Origin of the sequence: Priestia sp. JV24, from assembly GCF_025910025.1 — a bacterium.
In the GTDB taxonomy this organism is placed as follows: domain Bacteria; phylum Bacillota; class Bacilli; order Bacillales; family Bacillaceae_H; genus Priestia; species Priestia megaterium.
Window position 1 is genome coordinate 44,773 of the sequence record NZ_JAPCIN010000042.1, and the last position, 17,938, is coordinate 62,710.

Consider the following 17,938-nt stretch of genomic DNA (forward strand, 5'->3'; position numbering starts at 1 on the left):
TAATTCACCCTCCAAATGATAAAGGAGTTGCAACTCCTCGTACGATGTCTGGATGCTTGATGGCTATATATATAATCACTCCCAATAAAAAAGATACCGTGAAGCCCATGTATTTTCTCATCCTAGCTGCCTCCTCTTTTCCTTATATATTTTTCATGGTATCTTCTTGTTTCTTTTGTTGGTCGGCTAGAGATTTAATTTTCTCCTCGTCTTTTTGATCTTTCTTACCTTCGTCCTCCATCTGCTTTTTCGTTGATTCTAATTCTTTTTTGGCTTTTTCATACACAACAATCTTTTGATTCAAGTCTTGATTCTGAATGTGAGCTGCTTCTTCTTTTGCCTCCTTCACTTTATCGAGCTTCAAATACCCGTAAGCCTTCATTTCATACCTTTTATCGGTCATTTCCACTCCCGGTTGCTTCACCATCTCTTCCCACCGTTGTTCTTGATAAGCCAAATCAAATGCACCATTAGGGGTAGGAAACAATTGCTGAAATGCTTTTAAAGCGTCTATATCTTCTTTTTGAGCAATCATATTTTCTACAGTTTGTGGATGATGGTCTTGAAGCTTTACAGCTTCCTTATAATTTTTTTGACTAATAAGAAGGCTCGTATAGACGTTTTTTTGTTCTTTCGTTAGGTTTTTCTTTGGAATAGTTGAAAGCTTTTTTAAAGCCCCTTTCTGCTCTCCTAAAAGAGCATCCTCATAAACACTAGTTATTTGTTGCTCGAATTTGACTTGTTTTTGTAAATCTTGGATAGTTTCAGCTCGATTGTGAGAAGTAGCCACTGTTGAAAAACATGTAGCTGAAAGGATGAGAAGGGCAAGAACTCCTCCTCCATACATCCATTTTCGATGATGATTAGATGATGAAACGTTCGTCAGGAGATGTTCTCTGGAAGTAGAAAGACCACCTGAATGCCTCAGATGGTCCGGTACCTGTTCGTTCAGTCGTTTCAGAAAAATTCGCTTTCGCGCTTCTTGTTGATCGTTCATTTTTACACCTATTAATGTCTTACAGATATGATCCACCACATGAGAAGCAGCACCTGATCCAAAAGATAAGGCTCCACGGTAAAACTCTACGCCATCGTTGTCAAGGACAACAAAATCAACCTTAGCTTTTTTCTGTTGCTCTTGGTACTCTTTTTCAATCTGTGATGTGACTTCGCATGCTTCTCCAACCGGCATCTTATGAAATGCCTTCAATTGGTCAATTTGGTTTTGCATAAATAGGACAGATAGCATGTTTTCCATTCCTTCCTTCTAAAAATGGGCATAGAAAAAAGCTATACAACCCTCGTGTATAGCTTTTCTTAACCACCGAAATGAACATTTGTGTTAACCCCTTCGGCTAACTGATACGCTCCCATGACAACAATCAAACCAATTGCTCCTCCTACAAACCACGCGATACATTTATGACGACCTCGTTCACCTCCCAAAATTAAATGGTAGCCTCCTACACAAAACGCAAGTGCTGCGGCTACCATGGCGATTCGTTGCATCCATTTGATAATCGATTTTCCACTTTCAATTAGCCCTGTCATCCCATCTGCGGCTCCCAGTGTTAAATGAGAGGTTAACTGTGTCACATCTACGCTATTCAATAAATCTAACATGTCTTTCACTCCTCTTATTTGTTAATTTTGCATTGCTGGAATACTTGTTGGCTTTACAGAAACTTGTTCATTTTCCTTTGGTTCGCTTTTCTCCTCCTCTTCTCCTTGGCCTGTAAAAGCACTCAATGCTTGAAGAATTAAATCTTGATTTTCTTCAATGAACTGTTGATGCTGTTGGTGAAGCCAATCGTTGTATTTTTGGTCATTAACTTTCAACAACTTCTCGACCAGATCCTTTGACTTCTTTACATCTTTTTGCGAAACGGTCATCTTATCACCACCTTCCAAGGGAAAACATTTATTCTTCAAAGTACAGTTCTTTTGATGTTCCAATGAAATGAGATAATTCACCCTCTAATTCAGATGGATCATATTCATCAAGCTTAATCTGTTGTTTCAATTCTCCATTCTTATAAGCAGCTAATGTGTCAGTATCCTGTTGTAAACCATAATAAGTTTGGCTCTTTTTTTGATTGTAAAGAGGATCATAACTGTAAATCTCTTTAGCATCTACATCATTTTCCTTTAACGCCTTTTGCACTTCATTCATGTAAACTACACGTTTTTCCTCATCGAACGAACACATCACAAATCCCGTACCATCTTCTTTCATGAACTTTTTCATTTCAAGAGGTTTTAATTCTTCTAGCTGACCATTTCCTTGTACTGGACTTGAATTCTGAGAAGAGATTGCTGCCGTTCCAATTCCTAATGCAACGACAATCCCTGCGGCTGCCGCCATGATTTTTTGTTTACGATTCATCATTCATTCTCCTTTATTCTTAATATTCAGACATAACAAGCGATTCTGAAACCTACCGAGAGGTATTCATAGTTTATCATACATGTTGGCATCTACTCTGTCTTTTCAAGTACTAAAAGGAAATATATACCCATTTCTGGCTGGAAGGGCAAACCCTATATTGGCATGCATAGTTTTCACTAAGCCCAATAATGCACAACGTTTTCGGCATGTACGAAGAACCTCGTGTATCTACTGCTTGGAGTGTCGTCGCTTCGTCGGAATTACCCTCACGCCATCACTCTTCACAGATCGTGGATACACCGTCACTGTTTTGTTGCTAGATCACCAATGAGTTTTAGGACGCACTCATCGAACCTTTCTTTTTAACCGTATACCTTGACCCCCTTGTGATCCGTTTAGGGGAGGCACGCAATATGAAGTTGTCTAGGTTCCATTCCTCGTGCTCTCGGCACGTTTCAAAATCGCTTGTCTGTTTGGTTTAAGAATTAAGAACTTTTTTGAATCACTTCTGTTAATTCTTCTTCTCTTTTTCTTCGCTTGGCGACGATGGTATGAGACTGATCCATCACTGAGCGTACGTCATAATAGATATCAGCTACACTCTTAATGTCGCCCGTTCCATTGTCAACAGCTATACCACCTTTTAAGCTGTATGTTCTTCCATCAAAGGTTTTGGCACTTTTCGCCCGTGCGTCTGATATATCATAGAATGCTAGTCGCTTTTGTGCTTCCATGTTCATCTCGCCCCTTTTAACCGTTAAGTATTATTAAAATCACTTCATATCCTTATGATTCGGTAAGAAAATATCTTCTAATCTAAGATCCAATGCCTCTGCAATCTTCTTCATATTTTCAAACGTTGGATATTGACGAGTCCCATTTTCGATTTGAGAAATAGTAGGTTGCGGGACTCCCGACAGTTGAGCTAGATAGGTTTGACTCCACTTTTTCTCCAACCTCTTTTCTTTTATGGTCTTTATTTCCAGCACCTCCTTGATTACATTATATTCGTTATCGACTAAGTTGTAAACATTTTTTATTGAAATAAATTTAAATTTTTACGGTTAATTTCACAATAACTATTTATTTTGATAAAATTAATAAATAAATCTAAGGAAAGTAGATAGATAATTATGGATGAGCTAAAAAAATATATTGGTACAAAAATCAAAGAGTATCGTAAAAGCCTAGGTATGACCACCATTGAATTAGGCAAGTTATCTAACACTTCTCAGACTACTATTAGTGCTATTGAACGCGGAACGAGATTTGGCACATTTGAATCAATGCTAAAGATCTGTGAAGTATTAGGCATTACCCTTTACGACATATTACCTTCTGAGCAAAGTGAAAATTTAAATGTTCCTCAGATTCATAATGAACGCATCGCACTTATATTAGATAGGTTATCTTCTGAAGATATTGAAGTAACAGAAACTCTTGTTATAAACGATATGTCGCTCTTAAGAACACTGAATAAATTAACCCCTAATCAGAAAAGACATTTATCCAATCACCTAAATTCGATAATAAATAATGATTGATTATGTAATTTAAATGTTACAGGACTTAATACTTTTAAGGGAGGGTCAAAAAAATACCCCTCCTCAAACAAGCATAAGTGTAGTATAATATTTAACCTTCTTTTATAGATTGTGGTTCTCCAAAACATAAAAAAAGCAAAATGCAATGAAAAATTAGCTACAAACTAACTTCTCATTGCATTTTGCTTTTTATAATTCGTAATTGTCTTTTTATTGTTTCGACAGATTTATATAATTTGTCAGCGATTTGTGATTTATTTAACCCTTGTTCTTTTAAGGTATAAACTTCACGTTCTGTTGGTGTTAATATCTTTACTTTTCTTTCTTTCCTTAATTCTCCAACCAATAAATTTGTAACATCAGCATGGAGACTAACTTTTCCTCTAAACGCTTCTCTAATAGCGTTAGGGATATCTCTATAAGATGTTTTCGTTATGTAATTAACAACCCCTGTATCAAAGCATTCAAGTATAATATCCTTTTCATCCCAAGAGGTTAGCATAATAGTTTTCTTTAGACCTTTTTTATATAAATGTCTAGCGACTTCAAGACCACTTAGGTTTTCTTCGTCACCCTCATCTTTTAATAACGTTAAATCCAATAAAACTACATCAATATTATTATAATCAACTTGTAAGGCTTCTTCTTTGTTGTAAGCTTGTTTAACAACAATGATATCGTTCTCTTTTTCTATATAATCACTTATACATTGCATCCAAACAGGATCATCTTCTACAATCATTAATTTTATTTTGTCCATTGGCTATTCTCTCCTATTAGTTTAGAGTTAGATTGTTCATTTACCCTAAATTCAATAATTCTCTTGGAAGGCAAAGTTAATGTAAAAGTTGTTCCTTTTTTAACTTTACTTTTTACCAAAATATCGCCACCATGTTTTTTGAGGACATTGTAACAATAGGTTAAGCCAAGTCCAAAATTTGTTTGATTATGTTTAGTTGAATAAAATGGATCTAACACGTGAGTAAGTTCATCTTTTTCGATCCCTTTACCCTCATCAATAAAGTCAATATGAATCTTCTTTCGAGTTTTGTAGACTTTTATTAAAATTACACCTTGACCATTCATTGCCTCACTGGCATTTTTGATTATATTTAAATAAGTTTCTTGTAATTGTTCGGTATCACCAAAGACTATAGCATCAACTTCATATTGTTTAATGATTTTGATACCGGGATTCATATTTAAATAAGGTTTAAGCAAGATAATTGCTGAATCTATACTTTCTCTGAGGGAAAATTCAGATTCTTTAAGGTTTATAACATCTAACTTACTTTGAATACGCCTTGAAAGTTCTAAAACGTGATTTGTTGAATTTAAAACTAACCCTAGATTTTCAGCAGACCTTTCTTCAGGTGGAATTTGTTCTTTGATCTGATTCACTAATAAATCAATTTTAGCTATTTCATTTTTTATTGTATGGTTGAACAACGCTGTACCAGAACGCGCTGCTTTCATTGTGGAATCACGCATTTCTTTTTCAAACCTAATCCGCACTCCAAGAATTCCATATTTAACTCCAAAGTAAACAAATACAAGAAATTGGATTACAATAACCCAAGGATTATAATGCCATACGCCCACAATCCCCAACGCTTCTAAGATAATATTTGTAGTCAGTGCAAATGTAAACATTGGAACTACAAATACACAAGTCAATATTTTTCTTCTTTTAATAATTGGACGATCTTCCCGCCATGCGGAGTATATCAATAAAATATTAGCTGCTATCACATATGGTACTACCCAAATCGCTAAAATACGAAAATCAACTCTAAACTCTGGGTATACTTGAAACATAGGATACATAATGAAGACCGGAATTAGTAAAAGCAGCTTTACTAAATTTCTCTTTCGTTCATTACCAATGGCATCTGAATAAACTATTCCAAAAATCAACATACCATATGGAGTGAAATAGTGTCCTATTGACGTAAATATCCCATCCAAGTGTAATACCCACTCTGGCCGTTGTATGCCTTTTCCTAGTAAAGCTCCTATCCCTCCAAAGCCACCACAAAACCCTATAACACTTGCCCATCTAATTTTCTCATTTTGAGGATTTCTAAAAAAGAGAATTGAACTCATTAACCACAGTAAAGCCACCATTATAAACATAAACATATGTCCATTACCTCTTTAGCTTATTTTGTAGAAACGAAATGGTATCCTTTGCAATTTTTTTTCGTTTAAGAACTATTCCTGCATGTCCACAATTGTAGACATACCGTGTAGGTTTCCCCCAAGATTCCCATAACAGATCTGCATCTTGAATGTGAACGTACTGATCGTGTTTAGCAGAAATCAGTAGTATATTATCTTTATTCATTTTTGGAATGGCTTGATTTGGCTCGGTTAATTCCCAATATTTCACTAAATCGTTGTAATTCACACCATGAGACTCTAAGTCTTGTCTTATATACTTACCAGGAATCGTATTCCATATCGAATAACTAAGGCGATTAGAATAGAATATAGAAACTAATGCATCGATCTCTGACTCAAGTGTAGCAACTAAATTTGAGATAAAGCCACCAAGACTAACACCTATTATAATTACGGAACCTTGTTTGTTATTTTTTATCCATTGGATCAAAGCCCTTAGATCAACAATTGCCTGTCTAGTAGATTCAACAGTCCTATTGATATTGGCACTAACCATAAACTCCCCACTATAAAGTGATGCCTCTGGCTGACGTTCCAAGTGGTAAGGAAGAGTATAGTAGTACATATTCCATCCTAAACTATTCATAATCGAATTATGAAAAATCTTCTTTACCCTATCGAATCCTTTCATTCGCCAACCATGTACAAAAATAACATTAGGCTTACTTTCAGCTTCATTTAAGTAAGCCTCTCCTCTTACATAGTCATTGGGATCATCCCCTGAAGGTATCAAACTTTCAAATCCAAATTCACCCATGCTATATCCTTTGTCTGTAGAAGTTATGTTCAAGCCAATATCTGAAAGTGATACTGGTACTTCAAAAAAAGTTTCTCTATCTATGTTTATTGGTATATGAGCAGAATCAATATAGTATTGATACTCCTCACTTCGGTCTTTATGCAAATCATTTAAAGCGTAATGATCTATAAGTTTCGAAAATAACAAATTAATTTCTCCCTACGACCTAAAAATTAGATATATTTTAGTTTTTTTGTTAAATTTTTGTACTCTTTTTCATGATATCAAACTTGTGTTCTGATTTACATGCACCCACATTCCTTTTATATCCAATAATTAAGACCTAAATTATTGGATATTATTTGAATTATAGGTAATAAATTAAATATATATCATATATTTACCATTTAAAGAGATTCAAAATTCCTATAACAGCCCTATATTCCCCTAAAAAATCCACATAAATATTCCAATTATTAATAACAAGCCAATAATAGGAGCTACTATACCTATTACCCCCAATAAAATATAACCGAACAAATACAAGCCACATAAAATACAAAAAACTACTGCAACAATAATTAAAGCTGCTCCTATAAGCTGTAATAATAACCCTTTAAGCATAAATAAAACCGTAAGAATTAAACCTAATATAAGAAAAGATATAAAGATTGGAATTGCATTATGCTTCAACAGCTTCATATAAACCCCTCCCCACTCCATTTCTGTAATTATCCTTTTCATAAATTAAAATTAGCTGGTTCATCTTAAATTTAACTTTCTACCCTCAATTTTCCAATAGGGCCATTTTCACACACCAATAATAATAGAAAATGCAGCTCAAATTTATACTAAATGCTACATATATTATATTCTTTATACTTTACAGAGAGTGATTACCCTCATTTTCAGAGAATAGTGCTTCCTCTCTATATTGTTTTGTGATTGACAAAACACAATATGCCTATATCTTTTTAAAAAAAGAGCCCTAGCTCACCTTAAGTTCACCTTTAGTTTAACTTAAGGTGAACTCACCCTAAAAACTCACGCAAACATATCACTCACCCACCATGGAGTTCAACTCGAAAGCGAATGAGTTTAACTAAAGCTCACTCACTCACGAAAGAAGGATAATGCTTGTTTTTGTTGAATCTGTTAGAATAAGTGAGTGGTAAGCAAAAGGAGGTGATTGTGTGAGTGAATGGTTTACCGTACCTCAAATAAGCGAAAAAACAGGTATTCCGCAACAAACATTACGAAGATACATAGCTTCTCATGCACATTTATTACGCATTAAAAAGGAACATAAAGCTTATCAACTTCATAAAGATTGTTTAGATGTACTAGCGAGAATACGTGAGTTATATGGGAATGGTAAAAATGCGGAAGAGGTAGACAAAATCCTTACATCACAAGGGGTTCCAGTAACTGTAGAGGTTGTGAGTGAGACTGGTGAGCAAGAGAGTGCAGAGCTGAGCGAAGTTGTGATGGACATAAAAAAAGCCTTAGATGAGCAAAAAGAGTTTAACAAGCAACTTTTAGAAAAATTTAAAGAACAAGAAGAACTATTAGTTTCTCAACAAAAGTACATTGATGAAAAGTTGAAGCAACGTGACGAGCAACTGATGTTATCAATAAGGGAAGTGCAAGAAACAAAATTATTAGCATCTATTAGTAAAGAAGGTGTCAATACTGAAGAAAAAAAGGAGTCTTGGTTTACAAAGCTGTTTAAGAAGTAAAGTTGCACATTATACCACATAAAACGGAAATAGGGGAGGGGTAAAAAAATACCCCTCCCCAAATCTATTAAATTCATATATGATGAAGTTGATTCCTCCAATAAACAGTGAAGGATCGATTGTAGCTAAATATACTTGTTTTGATATATTTTGCTATTTTTTATTGAATTTTGAGATGAGTTAACGCTATAATAAAACTAACAAAAAGGTTCGGAATAGAAAAAAGACTTCAACTGTTTAAGAAGTGTTGGTCGCACTCTTAAACCGTTCCCCCTAAATCCGGTAGGGAAAACACTTGTCGAAGTCTCTTGTTAATAGATTCATTTTTTTATAAAATAAAACTTATGTTTTTATTTTATACGAAATTGACATCTATTTCAAGGGCTTAGTTCATCAAAATCAAGGCATTGTTTTCCTTTCTCAAGGGAAACAGTGTCTTTTTTTGTTCCTAAAAGGAGACGATGAACAAATGACAAAGATATTAACCTGCTATTTAAAAGATGTAGATACCTTCAATGGACGGTTCAAATGGTTATGGACCAACAAGTCCACGCTTCGTAAAAAGAAAGGAGAGTTTTTAGACATTCTTCGTACCCACTTTAAACAACAACAATCTGCTATACATAAAGAATTTCCTAAAAAGAGAATGGAAATGCTCGATCACGTCATCTATAACCTAGTGGCTACAGGCATTCAAGCAATCCGTTCTGAAACGCTTATGAAGAAATTTAACGTGTCCAAAAGTACGGTTTCTCGTTTTGTACGCTCACTAAAGGCAACGCCCTTTGTACTTGTGGCGCGATACATTAAAGAGGATGCAACAGGTACTCATCCTGACAGTTATGTATTTATCCTTAAAAGCCATAAGAACTTTCAGCATATTTGCGACGAGATCTTTTTTGCCCATGATACAACAGGGATACAAACACTTCAACAAGAAGAAATGACCACTCCTGTGACACGTCCTGTGACGTCTCCAGAAAGTGCTGAAAACGTTGATACACCAAGCTTAGAGGACGATAAATCACCTGATGCCTTTATTAACCTTGATTTACCTGTAAATCATATAAATAATCATTTAATATCTGTTTCACAGTCCTTCAGTTATATCAAAGGTGTGCCTAAGAAAGTCAATCAAGTCTATGCAGGTAAATATGGTCATCAACTAAAAGACTTCTATGCTCGCATTCAAAATGCTGCAAAAGCAGTAAAAAGAGATACAGAGATTACGATTGAGAAAGAGCAAGTACATGACATTGCGTATACATCCATTGTGGGATTAGATAAATATGTCCATGAAGCTAATCAACAAGGCAATCCTTTATCCCTACGGGATATGTGTCGATTAATCTATCAAATTGCGAAAAATCAATTCTATGAATGGGTAAACCCTAAAGGACAGGATCATTCATCAGTATACGCAAACCAACAAGAAGTTATACATAACGAAAGTCAATCAATAACATTGGCTAAACCGAAACATATTATCCGTAAAGAATTGGTTCCTGATTGGTTAAAAGCTGAACAGCAGCAAGAAGAAGTTCCAAAAGAAACAGAGATTTCTTTGGATCAACAGCTTGAAATGATTCAGTTAAAGCAAGATTTAGGACAAGAGCTAACACCAGAAGAAGAGAATTTGCTGGAGGAGCACAGCTCCACGTATAGCTTGTTGGAGATAGCTCAGGTGAAACAGGACTTAGGACAAGCTTTAACACTAGAGGAACAAGAATGTTTACGTCAGCATAACCAGCTAGAAGACACAGCTTCCTAATCAAAAAAAGTAGAAATTCCTTAGAAGCTGATGTTTTAATAGAATATGTTTATTTAGAACCGTGTTCTAAATAAACAATAACCAATAATCTACGCAGGAGGAGACTATTATGCCACATAAAATTACCTTAACCGGATCAGCCACAGGACCACTACGAGAATATGATCGCTACGTTGCCTTTGATATGCGTGAAAAAGGGTCACCATCTGCACCGAAAGGATTAAAGAAGAGTACCTTTATTTCGTATACCGTATTTGTTGCTAAGAAAGCCTTTAATAAAACAGGCCTCACGAAGAAAAGTATCATGCATGAAAAAATCTTAATTCAAGGAGAACCAACGTTAGATATTCCGATTGATGAATGCCCTGGCGAAGTAGGGGTGATCTGTTTCCAGATTACCGTTCTACCGAATAAAAACGACAAAGAGAATGAGTCGGATGCAAAAAAAGAAAGTAAACAAGAAGCTTCTGCGCCGTCTCAATCCCAAAAGAATACGGAACCTACTAAACAGGAAGAAGACCAAGCACCTGTTTCTCAACCTGTAGCAAAAGAGGAGAAAAAAGAAGCAGAAACGGTACAGACAGAAGCAAAAGAAACAAAAGAAACACCTGTACAAGAGAAAAAGGCTGAGCCAAAACCGAAAACACTACCGAATCAACCAAAAGGGACACAGGATCTTTTGAGCTTTGATGATATTATCGTACCTGAAGCATTCTTAAACACACGTCCGAACCCTGAGAAAACACAAAAGGTCATTGATTATGTGAAGCGTACAGGACGCTTAGATGAGCCATTAACGATTGAAAAAGGCTCCAAGGTTTTAAAAGATGGCTATCGTCGTTATGTCGTGGCTAAAACTGTGAAAATGGAGAAAGTTCCTGTGGTCTATGAATATCAAAAGTAAATAAAGTGGGAGTAGAATGGTATAGAGAGAGAACATCTTGACTCAAGTTGAAAAAGAGAACCCTAATATCGAGCGTGAGGACCTATGTTATCCCATGACTATGAGAATATTAAGCTGTTCATTATTAACGGTAAAACATGAATTGAAATCAATAGCTGAACGTACTATCCTACCTTCAGCCAACACTGTTCCTTGGTACATTAACGGCAAAATGACAAAACACCAAAGATGGTCCTCTTATTATTTGAAGGTTTTTACGTATATACCTAGAATAGTTCTCTTGATAAGAGGAGGTGATCATATGTTGAGAGTCATAACCGCAGAAGCAGCATATACCACCGAAGAATTAGCCGATATACTTGGTTTGCCTATATCAACTATACGAAAATACAACTTCCATTTTACCAAAATAGGAGTGCAGTTTACTAAAAAACAAGGTAGATTAGCTTATACGAATGACGACGTTACCATCTTTCATGAACTTAAAAAAATGTATGCCCATCCCGAAATGACCTTAGAAAAAGCCGTTATAACCGTTGCAAAAAAATTCAACTTAGTACCAGACACTCCACCTAACATTTCAACTGAAAAACAAACCCTTAGCTTAGAACCATTCGACGTACAAATGAAAAAAATACAAAGCTATATCGATGCAAAATTTGAAGAACGCGAACGTCAATTAATTTCAATGGCTCGCGAAATTCGGGCGTTAAAAAAAGCACAACAACAAAAGAAGAGTTTTTATAAGTGGTTAAAAACCTTTTTTGAAAAATGATTTGCTAGAATGGTGTTATCTAATATTCTCTAAAAAACAAGCCCTTTTTCCTTTACCTAAAGGAAAAAGGGTTTGTTTATGTGAAGTTCAATTTTGAGGAATATCTATAACAAAGACCGCCCATTATGTATCAGTCTATAAGGCGGTCTTACCTGTATTCATGCTATATGTTTATGACAAAAATATCGACAATATTTTAAAAGAGATTAAGAGAAGAACGCAATGGCTAAAATAGCAGCCACACAACCTAGATAAATGTTTCCACTCCAATCTCTTTTATCTTTTTCATCAACAGAGTAGCTATTATACGAGCCAGCAATTGGCTCTATTTTTAATTTACGTTTTGTCTCTTGTTCACTATCGAAGATCAAGTCTGATTCCTCCATTATTTGAGAATTGTACGATAGGAAGCGTCCCTGTTCGTCTCTCAGACGTTGGCTCACATCGTGAAGGTGACTCTTTTTCACTGTAGGAGGAACGTGAGGGTTGAATACTTGCTTCTGGTATTCGTCTGCTACCAGTTGGTGTTCTAAGTACTTTAGAAGCGCTTGAAGACGTTCCTTTTCCTTCCATGACATCATATATAATGCTCCCTTCTTCTTTTACATTCGCGTCTTGCTCCAGCCATAAATAATGGGCAGAAGCGTCCCATGGTGGAGAGGGGGGAGTGACATCACTTCGTTTATAGTGACTCATAATTTCTAGAAATAACGGATTGTTGGCAGCTGTAAACAATGCACATCTGACAATTTGATTTCGACTTAGGGATGTTTGCTGAAACCATTCATCAATATATGTACGATAGACGTCGCTACACCTTAAAGTGAGTCGATACACAGAATCCTCTCCTTATTAATATATTTATCTCTTAGATCCTTTTTATTTTGCTGTATACGCTGTTTTTTTATTTAAAATGGTTTCTAATACCTTCTTACCTTCTGATGTCAGGAAGACACCATTTTGTGAGTTTAATAATTGAATGGCTAATTCTTTATTCATGTCGTTCACTCCTATCCTCATGTTATGACACTAGTGTGATGCCTTCGTGACATCTTACTTGAATGATATGAAGGAGAGCTTGTACACTATTCCTCATCTTTCAGGAAGAATGGGTTTATTTTTCAGGATTATTGGACACTACTGGAAAATGAAGGAGAGTGAAAGTATGTTTGGACTTGGAAAAAGACGCACAAAGTTAGGTAAATGGCTGGATAGACGGGGAATATCTCAAGCATGGTTAAAGGATAAAACTGGATTAAATAAAAACACTATTGGAGATTTAACGAGTGATATGGATCGATCACCAACTCAAAAGACTATGAAGAAAATACTTAAAGCACTAAGGGAGATTGATCCTAATCTTAAAAGTGATGATTTTTGGGATATTTAAAAAACTCCTATTTATACAGGAGTCTTTTCTTACTCGTTATTCTAATGCAACACTCGTCATCAACCCTAAATAAGTACTTATAATAAAACTGATTACTAAGAAGACAGCTAAAACAGGTGTTTTTTTCTTATAAAAACTAAGGACAATCATAATAAGAAACAGAACTCCAAAAATAAAGGAAACTATTCCCTGAGATGAGCCTATTATCTCTAAATTTACTGGTATTTTAATAGAACTACCAAGTAAATTAGTAACCCAATTTACGGCTCCTTCAGATTTGACGGTCTGATCAATATCATGTGGTGGAGATAATGTGCCTAAAACTCCTGTGAAAAAGAAGATTATTACTAAACATATACTTTCAGCTTTCACCCAAAGACGAGGATCAAATGTAGGCGTTTTCCTCATTCTCCTTACTAAAATCCCATTAATAAACGCAAAGACGAGAAGAGGGATAATACTTATATGTTTAAATAGTAACATCTGTCCATAGGGCAAAACCCAGGCATTTACGTAATCTTTGAAATCTATAACAAATAACATTACAATGACACCACTTATTAAAATAACGATCATACAACTAACTGCAAATGGCGTAAACCAACGTAAGAATCTATCCCAATTTGTAGAATCTTTACTGAACCATGAAACTTGTATTAAAATACCTGCCCATAAAGTGACAGCTAAGAAATGCACTGTATGAGAAGTAAATCCTGTCCAAAAAGATAAGGAGGCTACATGACTAGCATATCCTATGCTTAATACCATTAAAAATAATAAAACAGCTTGAATATATTTGGAGCTTTCTAGATAGATAGCTAACCATAAAAGGATGGAACACCAAACGATAGCAATCCATGCTTTACCTATTTCAAAAGTAAATAAAACAGAAAATAAAGTTTGAGCCACCCCAACACTTCCGCCAAAATAGGCAACTACTTGCAAAAGAGGACCAAAAGTGAAGAGAATAATTCCTAAAACACAGCTTAATAAAAACCTTCTGGATATATATATACTAGGTTTCTTTTCAGGTGAAACAAATTGAAGAGCAACATGCCCTATTAAGATAGAAAAAAGTATATACGTTATCAGTTCAGTAAGAGGTACTAGTACGTTCAACATTAATCACCTTTCTTCTGCAATATAATCTTCCTATATAACCCTTTCATCATAACATCTACGTCTTCTTGAATTTCACACTGATTTTCAACATTTTTGTAAACACTTTCAAAGGATAGCCCAATATCTGTTCCGAGCAACTTAATGAGAGGTCGAAGCATCTTTTTACCGAAAGAAAGTTGCTGATTAGTTGGTTCAAATTTATCGAAAATTAGGATCGTTCCTTTATCCTTGGTTACTCGAATCATTTCATTTAATGATTTATTGGCGTTAGGAACAACACTAAGAAGTAGGCTGGCCACAACAATATCAAACGAATTTGATTTAAAGTCTAGTTCCTGAGCATCCATCTGTAAAAACTCAATGGAACTATTTTTATATTTATCTTTTGCTTTTTGAAGCATTTCGTCTGAATAGTCAATAGCTTTCACTTGTAAGTCATCGTAGGGTATAAATGTTAAGTCTGCGCCTGTTCCAATTCCCACAAATAAAACACGTTGTTTTGGTTTAAATAAAATATTTTGAAACACTTTCTTTCTAGCTTTATAAAATGTTCCATGGTTAAAAAAAACATCATAGAAGGGTGCCCAACATCTATAAATAAACTGATTCCACTGGTTATTCATCCTATTTCCTCCTTATAAAAAGGGCTTTCCAACTATCGATGGAAAGCCACTACATGATGTTTATTCTTTCATTTTTAATATTCGAAGACTATTTAAGATAACGAGTAAGGCGGCTCCTGTATCACTGAGGACAGCAATCCAAAGCGTTAACCAACCAGGGAAAATAAATACTAAAGCAATTACTTTGATAATAATCGAAAACCAAATGTTTTGTTTGATAACCGTCAATGCTTTTCGACTTAATTTCATGGTATGAGGTAGCTTTTCTAAGTTATCCGCCATCAATACAATATCTGCTGTCTCCATAGCTGTGTCTGTACCTGCACCACCCATTGCAATTCCAAGGTCTGCTGTCGCCAATGCAGGGGCATCATTAATGCCGTCTCCAACCATAGCTGTTTTATAACCTTCGCTTTGTAACTGCTTGATTGCTGTTACTTTATCTTCAGGTAGAAGGTCTGCAAAATAGCGATTTACACCTGACTGAGAGGCAATCATTTTTGCTGTACCTTCATTATCGCCTGTTAACATGACAATTTGTTCAATTCCATTTTGTTTAAGGCTATCTAAAGCTGATATCGTTGTTTTTCTGATGATATCAGCTACTCCTACAATTCCTAACACTTCTTCTTTTGTTCCCACAATAATAATGGTTTTTCCTTCAGTTTGAAGCTTTTCAATATGTGTTAAAGAATTAGATAATGGTGTTCCTATATCTGAGAATAAATTTGCATTCCCAGCATAATAGATAGTTCCATCAATTGTTGCTTGCACACCTTTACCTGTTATACTTTTAAAATTTGAACCTTCTAAAGAAGTAATATCTTGATTATCAGCATGGGCAACAATTGCTCGTGCAATTGGATGATTTGAATACTCTTCTAACGTTTTAGTGATGGATAGAAGCTGTTCTTCTGTAGAAGTATAAGGAATTACGTTTGAAACGGCTGGTTTACCTTCCGTAAGCGTACCAGTCTTATCAAAAGCAATTGCGCTTATAGCTCCTGCTTTTTCTAAGAATGTTCCACCTTTTATAAGGACACCATTCTTAGCCGCATTACCAATAGCTGATACAATAGCCACTGGCGTAGAAATAACCAACGCACAAGGACATGCTACTACTAATAATTCAAGCCCTTTGTAGAACCAGTCACCCCATGATCCACCGAATAAAGGAGGGACCACCATCACTAATAAAGCTAGGATAAAAACAATAGGTGTATAAATCGTTGCAAATTTATCGACAAATGCTTGAGTTGGAGCTTTCTTTTCTTGAGCTTCTTCAACCAAGTGAATAATTTTAGAAATGGTCGTGTCTTCTACCAGTTTTGTCACTTTGATTTCTAATGAACCACTCTCATTAATTGTTCCAGCATAAACAGTATCGCCAATTTCTTTATCAACTGGAATCGATTCACCAGTAATAGGGGCTTGATTAATACTAGATTCTCCTTTTACTACTTCTCCATCTAAAGGAATTCGATCTCCCGGTTTGACCACAATGATATTTCCTATAGATACTTCTTCTACGGCTTTTTTTAGCAATTGGTCACCTTGTTTTACCCAAGCTTCAGGAGGAGCTAAATCCATTAAGTTTCGTATCGAATTCCTTGTTTGTTCGATGGACCTAGTTTGTAATGCTACTCCTAGGGCAAATAGCCATACAACTGTAGCACCTTCGAGCCATTCACCAATAATAGCAGCTCCAAGCGCTGCAACGGTCATTAATACATTCATATCTAATGAACGACTTTTAACAGCATAAAAAGCACTTTTAGCAGGCTTATATCCACTAATGACCATAGCTACTGCATACATAATGTTATTAATAAAAGGAGAAACCCCTGTATAAGAGCCGATGAAACCTAACGCGATAAGAATTCCTGAAAAAATAATAGGTCCATTTTTTCCTTTATTATGATTTGTTTCGACAGCTTTTCTATTATTAGTTAGTAAAGTCGCGGTATATCCTGCTTTAGAGACTTCCTTAATAATTTCTTCTACATCATTATCATGGTCAATCTGTGCTTTTCCCGTTGAAAAGTTCACACTGACATCTTTAACAGCAGGTACAGTCTTTAAATGATTAACAATTGTGTTCGCACAAGCAGCACAATCCATTCCTTCAATCAAATAAGTTTTCATTCGCTTATTTTGATTGATTGGCTCAATACTAAAACCTAGTTTCTCAACTCGGTTTGGGATAGGGGAAAAAGCCAATTGGTTGTTTGCTACTACTTGCAATTTTCCTGTGCTGTAATTTACTTTTACATCTTGTATATCGTCTAAAGTTCTTAGACTTTTTTCAATTGTAGCAGCACAAGCTGGACAATCCATTCCAAACACTCGATATTCGCTTTTTTCTCCAGTTCCATTTGTAACAAGTTCTTTGTCTTCAGAAGCATTACTGTCACTGCTACAACAACTTGACTTATGTTGTAGATTTTCTTCTTTGGTTAAGGCAACACTATCTGAACTGCAGCAACTATCTAGCTTTACATTGTTTGATGAAGCATTTGAAGCATTACTGCTACAACAATTTGATTGTGGTTCTTCATGTTTTTCCTCAACTGCTGAGGAGTTATTTGAACTACAACAGCTCGATTTCTTCTGGAGATTTTCCTCTTTTATTAAAGGAATAATATTTGAGCTACAGCAACTATCGCTTTTCACTTCATCTTTTAGCTTATTTGAAGGATTGCTACTGCAACAACTCTTATTTGATTCATCTTGTACATTTTTAGGTGCCATTTCTTCC

21 protein-coding genes are annotated in these 17,938 nt (G+C 35.3%); 6 read left to right on the top strand and 15 right to left on the bottom strand.

Going from position 1 to position 17,938, the window contains the following annotated elements; all coding sequences use genetic code 11:
- Positions 1-142: 142 nt before the first annotated feature.
- The 6 genes from OK414_RS28125 to OK414_RS28150 form a co-directional block, all read right to left on the bottom strand.
- A complete protein-coding gene (locus tag OK414_RS28125) occupies positions 143-1,258 on the bottom strand; it encodes a hypothetical protein (RefSeq protein WP_205663236.1) in 1,116 nt (371 codons plus the stop codon).
- Between the two features lie 59 nt (positions 1,259-1,317).
- On the bottom strand, positions 1,318-1,623 hold the full coding sequence (locus OK414_RS28130; RefSeq protein WP_055990036.1) for a hypothetical protein: 306 nt from the start codon (positions 1,621-1,623) through the stop codon (positions 1,318-1,320).
- A gap of 21 nt (positions 1,624-1,644) precedes the next feature.
- A complete protein-coding gene (locus OK414_RS28135) occupies positions 1,645-1,893 on the bottom strand; it encodes a hypothetical protein (RefSeq protein WP_061860170.1) in 249 nt (82 codons plus the stop codon).
- Positions 1,894-1,921: 28 nt separating this feature from the next.
- A complete protein-coding gene (locus tag OK414_RS28140; protein WP_234943562.1) occupies positions 1,922-2,389 on the bottom strand; it encodes a hypothetical protein in 468 nt (155 codons plus the stop codon).
- A 485-nt stretch (positions 2,390-2,874) separates the two neighbouring features.
- Positions 2,875-3,123 carry a hypothetical protein gene (locus OK414_RS28145; RefSeq protein WP_205663238.1) on the bottom strand — a complete coding sequence of 83 codons (249 nt, stop codon included), beginning with the start codon at positions 3,121-3,123 and terminating at the stop codon, positions 2,875-2,877.
- A gap of 39 nt (positions 3,124-3,162) precedes the next feature.
- On the bottom strand, positions 3,163-3,369 hold the full coding sequence (locus tag OK414_RS28150) for a helix-turn-helix transcriptional regulator (RefSeq protein ID WP_264363560.1): 207 nt from the start codon (positions 3,367-3,369) through the stop codon (positions 3,163-3,165).
- A gap of 153 nt (positions 3,370-3,522) precedes the next feature.
- Here OK414_RS28150 and OK414_RS28155 point away from each other — a divergent pair, with 153 nt between their 5' ends.
- Entirely contained in the window at positions 3,523-3,933 is a 411-nt protein-coding gene (locus OK414_RS28155) for a helix-turn-helix domain-containing protein (RefSeq protein ID WP_047933336.1), read from the top strand.
- A 172-nt stretch (positions 3,934-4,105) separates the two neighbouring features.
- Here OK414_RS28155 and OK414_RS28160 read toward each other — a convergent pair whose 3' ends face one another.
- From OK414_RS28160 to OK414_RS28175, 4 genes are all read right to left on the bottom strand, one after another.
- The gene (locus OK414_RS28160; protein WP_205663241.1) at positions 4,106-4,693 is read right to left on the bottom strand and encodes a response regulator; all 588 of its coding nucleotides are present in this window, start codon (positions 4,691-4,693) and stop codon (positions 4,106-4,108) included.
- Entirely contained in the window at positions 4,681-6,075 is a 1,395-nt protein-coding gene (locus OK414_RS28165) for a sensor histidine kinase (RefSeq protein ID WP_234943564.1), read from the bottom strand. Before OK414_RS28165 ends, OK414_RS28160 begins: the two co-directional genes overlap by 13 nt.
- A gap of 7 nt (positions 6,076-6,082) precedes the next feature.
- A complete protein-coding gene (locus OK414_RS28170) occupies positions 6,083-7,063 on the bottom strand; it encodes an alpha/beta hydrolase (protein ID WP_205663242.1) in 981 nt (326 codons plus the stop codon).
- 240 nt (positions 7,064-7,303) lie between these two features.
- Positions 7,304-7,558, bottom strand: a complete 255-nt coding sequence (locus OK414_RS28175) for a hypothetical protein (RefSeq protein WP_205663243.1) — start codon at positions 7,556-7,558, stop codon at positions 7,304-7,306.
- A 491-nt stretch (positions 7,559-8,049) separates the two neighbouring features.
- Between OK414_RS28175 and OK414_RS28180 the strand changes: the two genes are divergently transcribed.
- From OK414_RS28180 to OK414_RS28195, 4 genes are all read left to right on the top strand, one after another.
- A complete protein-coding gene (locus OK414_RS28180; RefSeq protein WP_205663245.1) occupies positions 8,050-8,595 on the top strand; it encodes a DUF3967 domain-containing protein in 546 nt (181 codons plus the stop codon).
- A 469-nt stretch (positions 8,596-9,064) separates the two neighbouring features.
- Positions 9,065-10,366, top strand: coding sequence for a replication protein (locus OK414_RS28185; protein WP_205663246.1), 1,302 nt, complete (start codon positions 9,065-9,067; stop codon positions 10,364-10,366).
- A 109-nt stretch (positions 10,367-10,475) separates the two neighbouring features.
- The gene (locus OK414_RS28190; RefSeq protein ID WP_205663248.1) at positions 10,476-11,270 is read left to right on the top strand and encodes a plasmid stabilization protein; all 795 of its coding nucleotides are present in this window, start codon (positions 10,476-10,478) and stop codon (positions 11,268-11,270) included.
- A gap of 301 nt (positions 11,271-11,571) precedes the next feature.
- Positions 11,572-12,045, top strand: a complete 474-nt coding sequence (locus tag OK414_RS28195; RefSeq protein WP_205663250.1) for a MerR family transcriptional regulator — start codon at positions 11,572-11,574, stop codon at positions 12,043-12,045.
- A gap of 206 nt (positions 12,046-12,251) precedes the next feature.
- On the opposite strand, the gene OK414_RS28200 is transcribed toward OK414_RS28195, so the two are convergent.
- Both OK414_RS28200 and OK414_RS28205 read right to left on the bottom strand, forming a co-directional pair.
- Complete coding sequence (locus OK414_RS28200; RefSeq protein ID WP_157842233.1) at positions 12,252-12,416, bottom strand: hypothetical protein; 165 nt, start codon at positions 12,414-12,416, stop codon at positions 12,252-12,254.
- On the bottom strand, positions 12,403-12,882 hold the full coding sequence (locus OK414_RS28205; protein WP_205663252.1) for a hypothetical protein: 480 nt from the start codon (positions 12,880-12,882) through the stop codon (positions 12,403-12,405). Before OK414_RS28205 ends, OK414_RS28200 begins: the two co-directional genes overlap by 14 nt.
- 328 nt (positions 12,883-13,210) lie before the next feature.
- On the opposite strand from OK414_RS28205, the gene OK414_RS28210 reads away from it, so the two are divergent.
- Positions 13,211-13,435, top strand: a complete 225-nt coding sequence (locus tag OK414_RS28210) for a helix-turn-helix domain-containing protein (RefSeq protein ID WP_205663253.1) — start codon at positions 13,211-13,213, stop codon at positions 13,433-13,435.
- Positions 13,436-13,471: 36 nt separating this feature from the next.
- Here OK414_RS28210 and OK414_RS28215 read toward each other — a convergent pair whose 3' ends face one another.
- The 3 genes from OK414_RS28215 to OK414_RS28225 are packed head-to-tail and all read right to left on the bottom strand — an operon-like array spanning position 13,472 to position 17,931.
- Positions 13,472-14,554, bottom strand: coding sequence for a copper resistance D family protein (locus tag OK414_RS28215; RefSeq protein ID WP_205663300.1), 1,083 nt, complete (start codon positions 14,552-14,554; stop codon positions 13,472-13,474).
- 2 nt (positions 14,555-14,556) lie between these two features.
- The gene (locus tag OK414_RS28220) at positions 14,557-15,180 is read right to left on the bottom strand and encodes a class I SAM-dependent methyltransferase (protein WP_205663255.1); all 624 of its coding nucleotides are present in this window, start codon (positions 15,178-15,180) and stop codon (positions 14,557-14,559) included.
- Positions 15,181-15,240: 60 nt separating this feature from the next.
- On the bottom strand, positions 15,241-17,931 hold the full coding sequence (locus OK414_RS28225; RefSeq protein ID WP_205663256.1) for a heavy metal translocating P-type ATPase: 2,691 nt from the start codon (positions 17,929-17,931) through the stop codon (positions 15,241-15,243).
- Between the last annotated feature and the right edge of the window lie 7 nt (positions 17,932-17,938).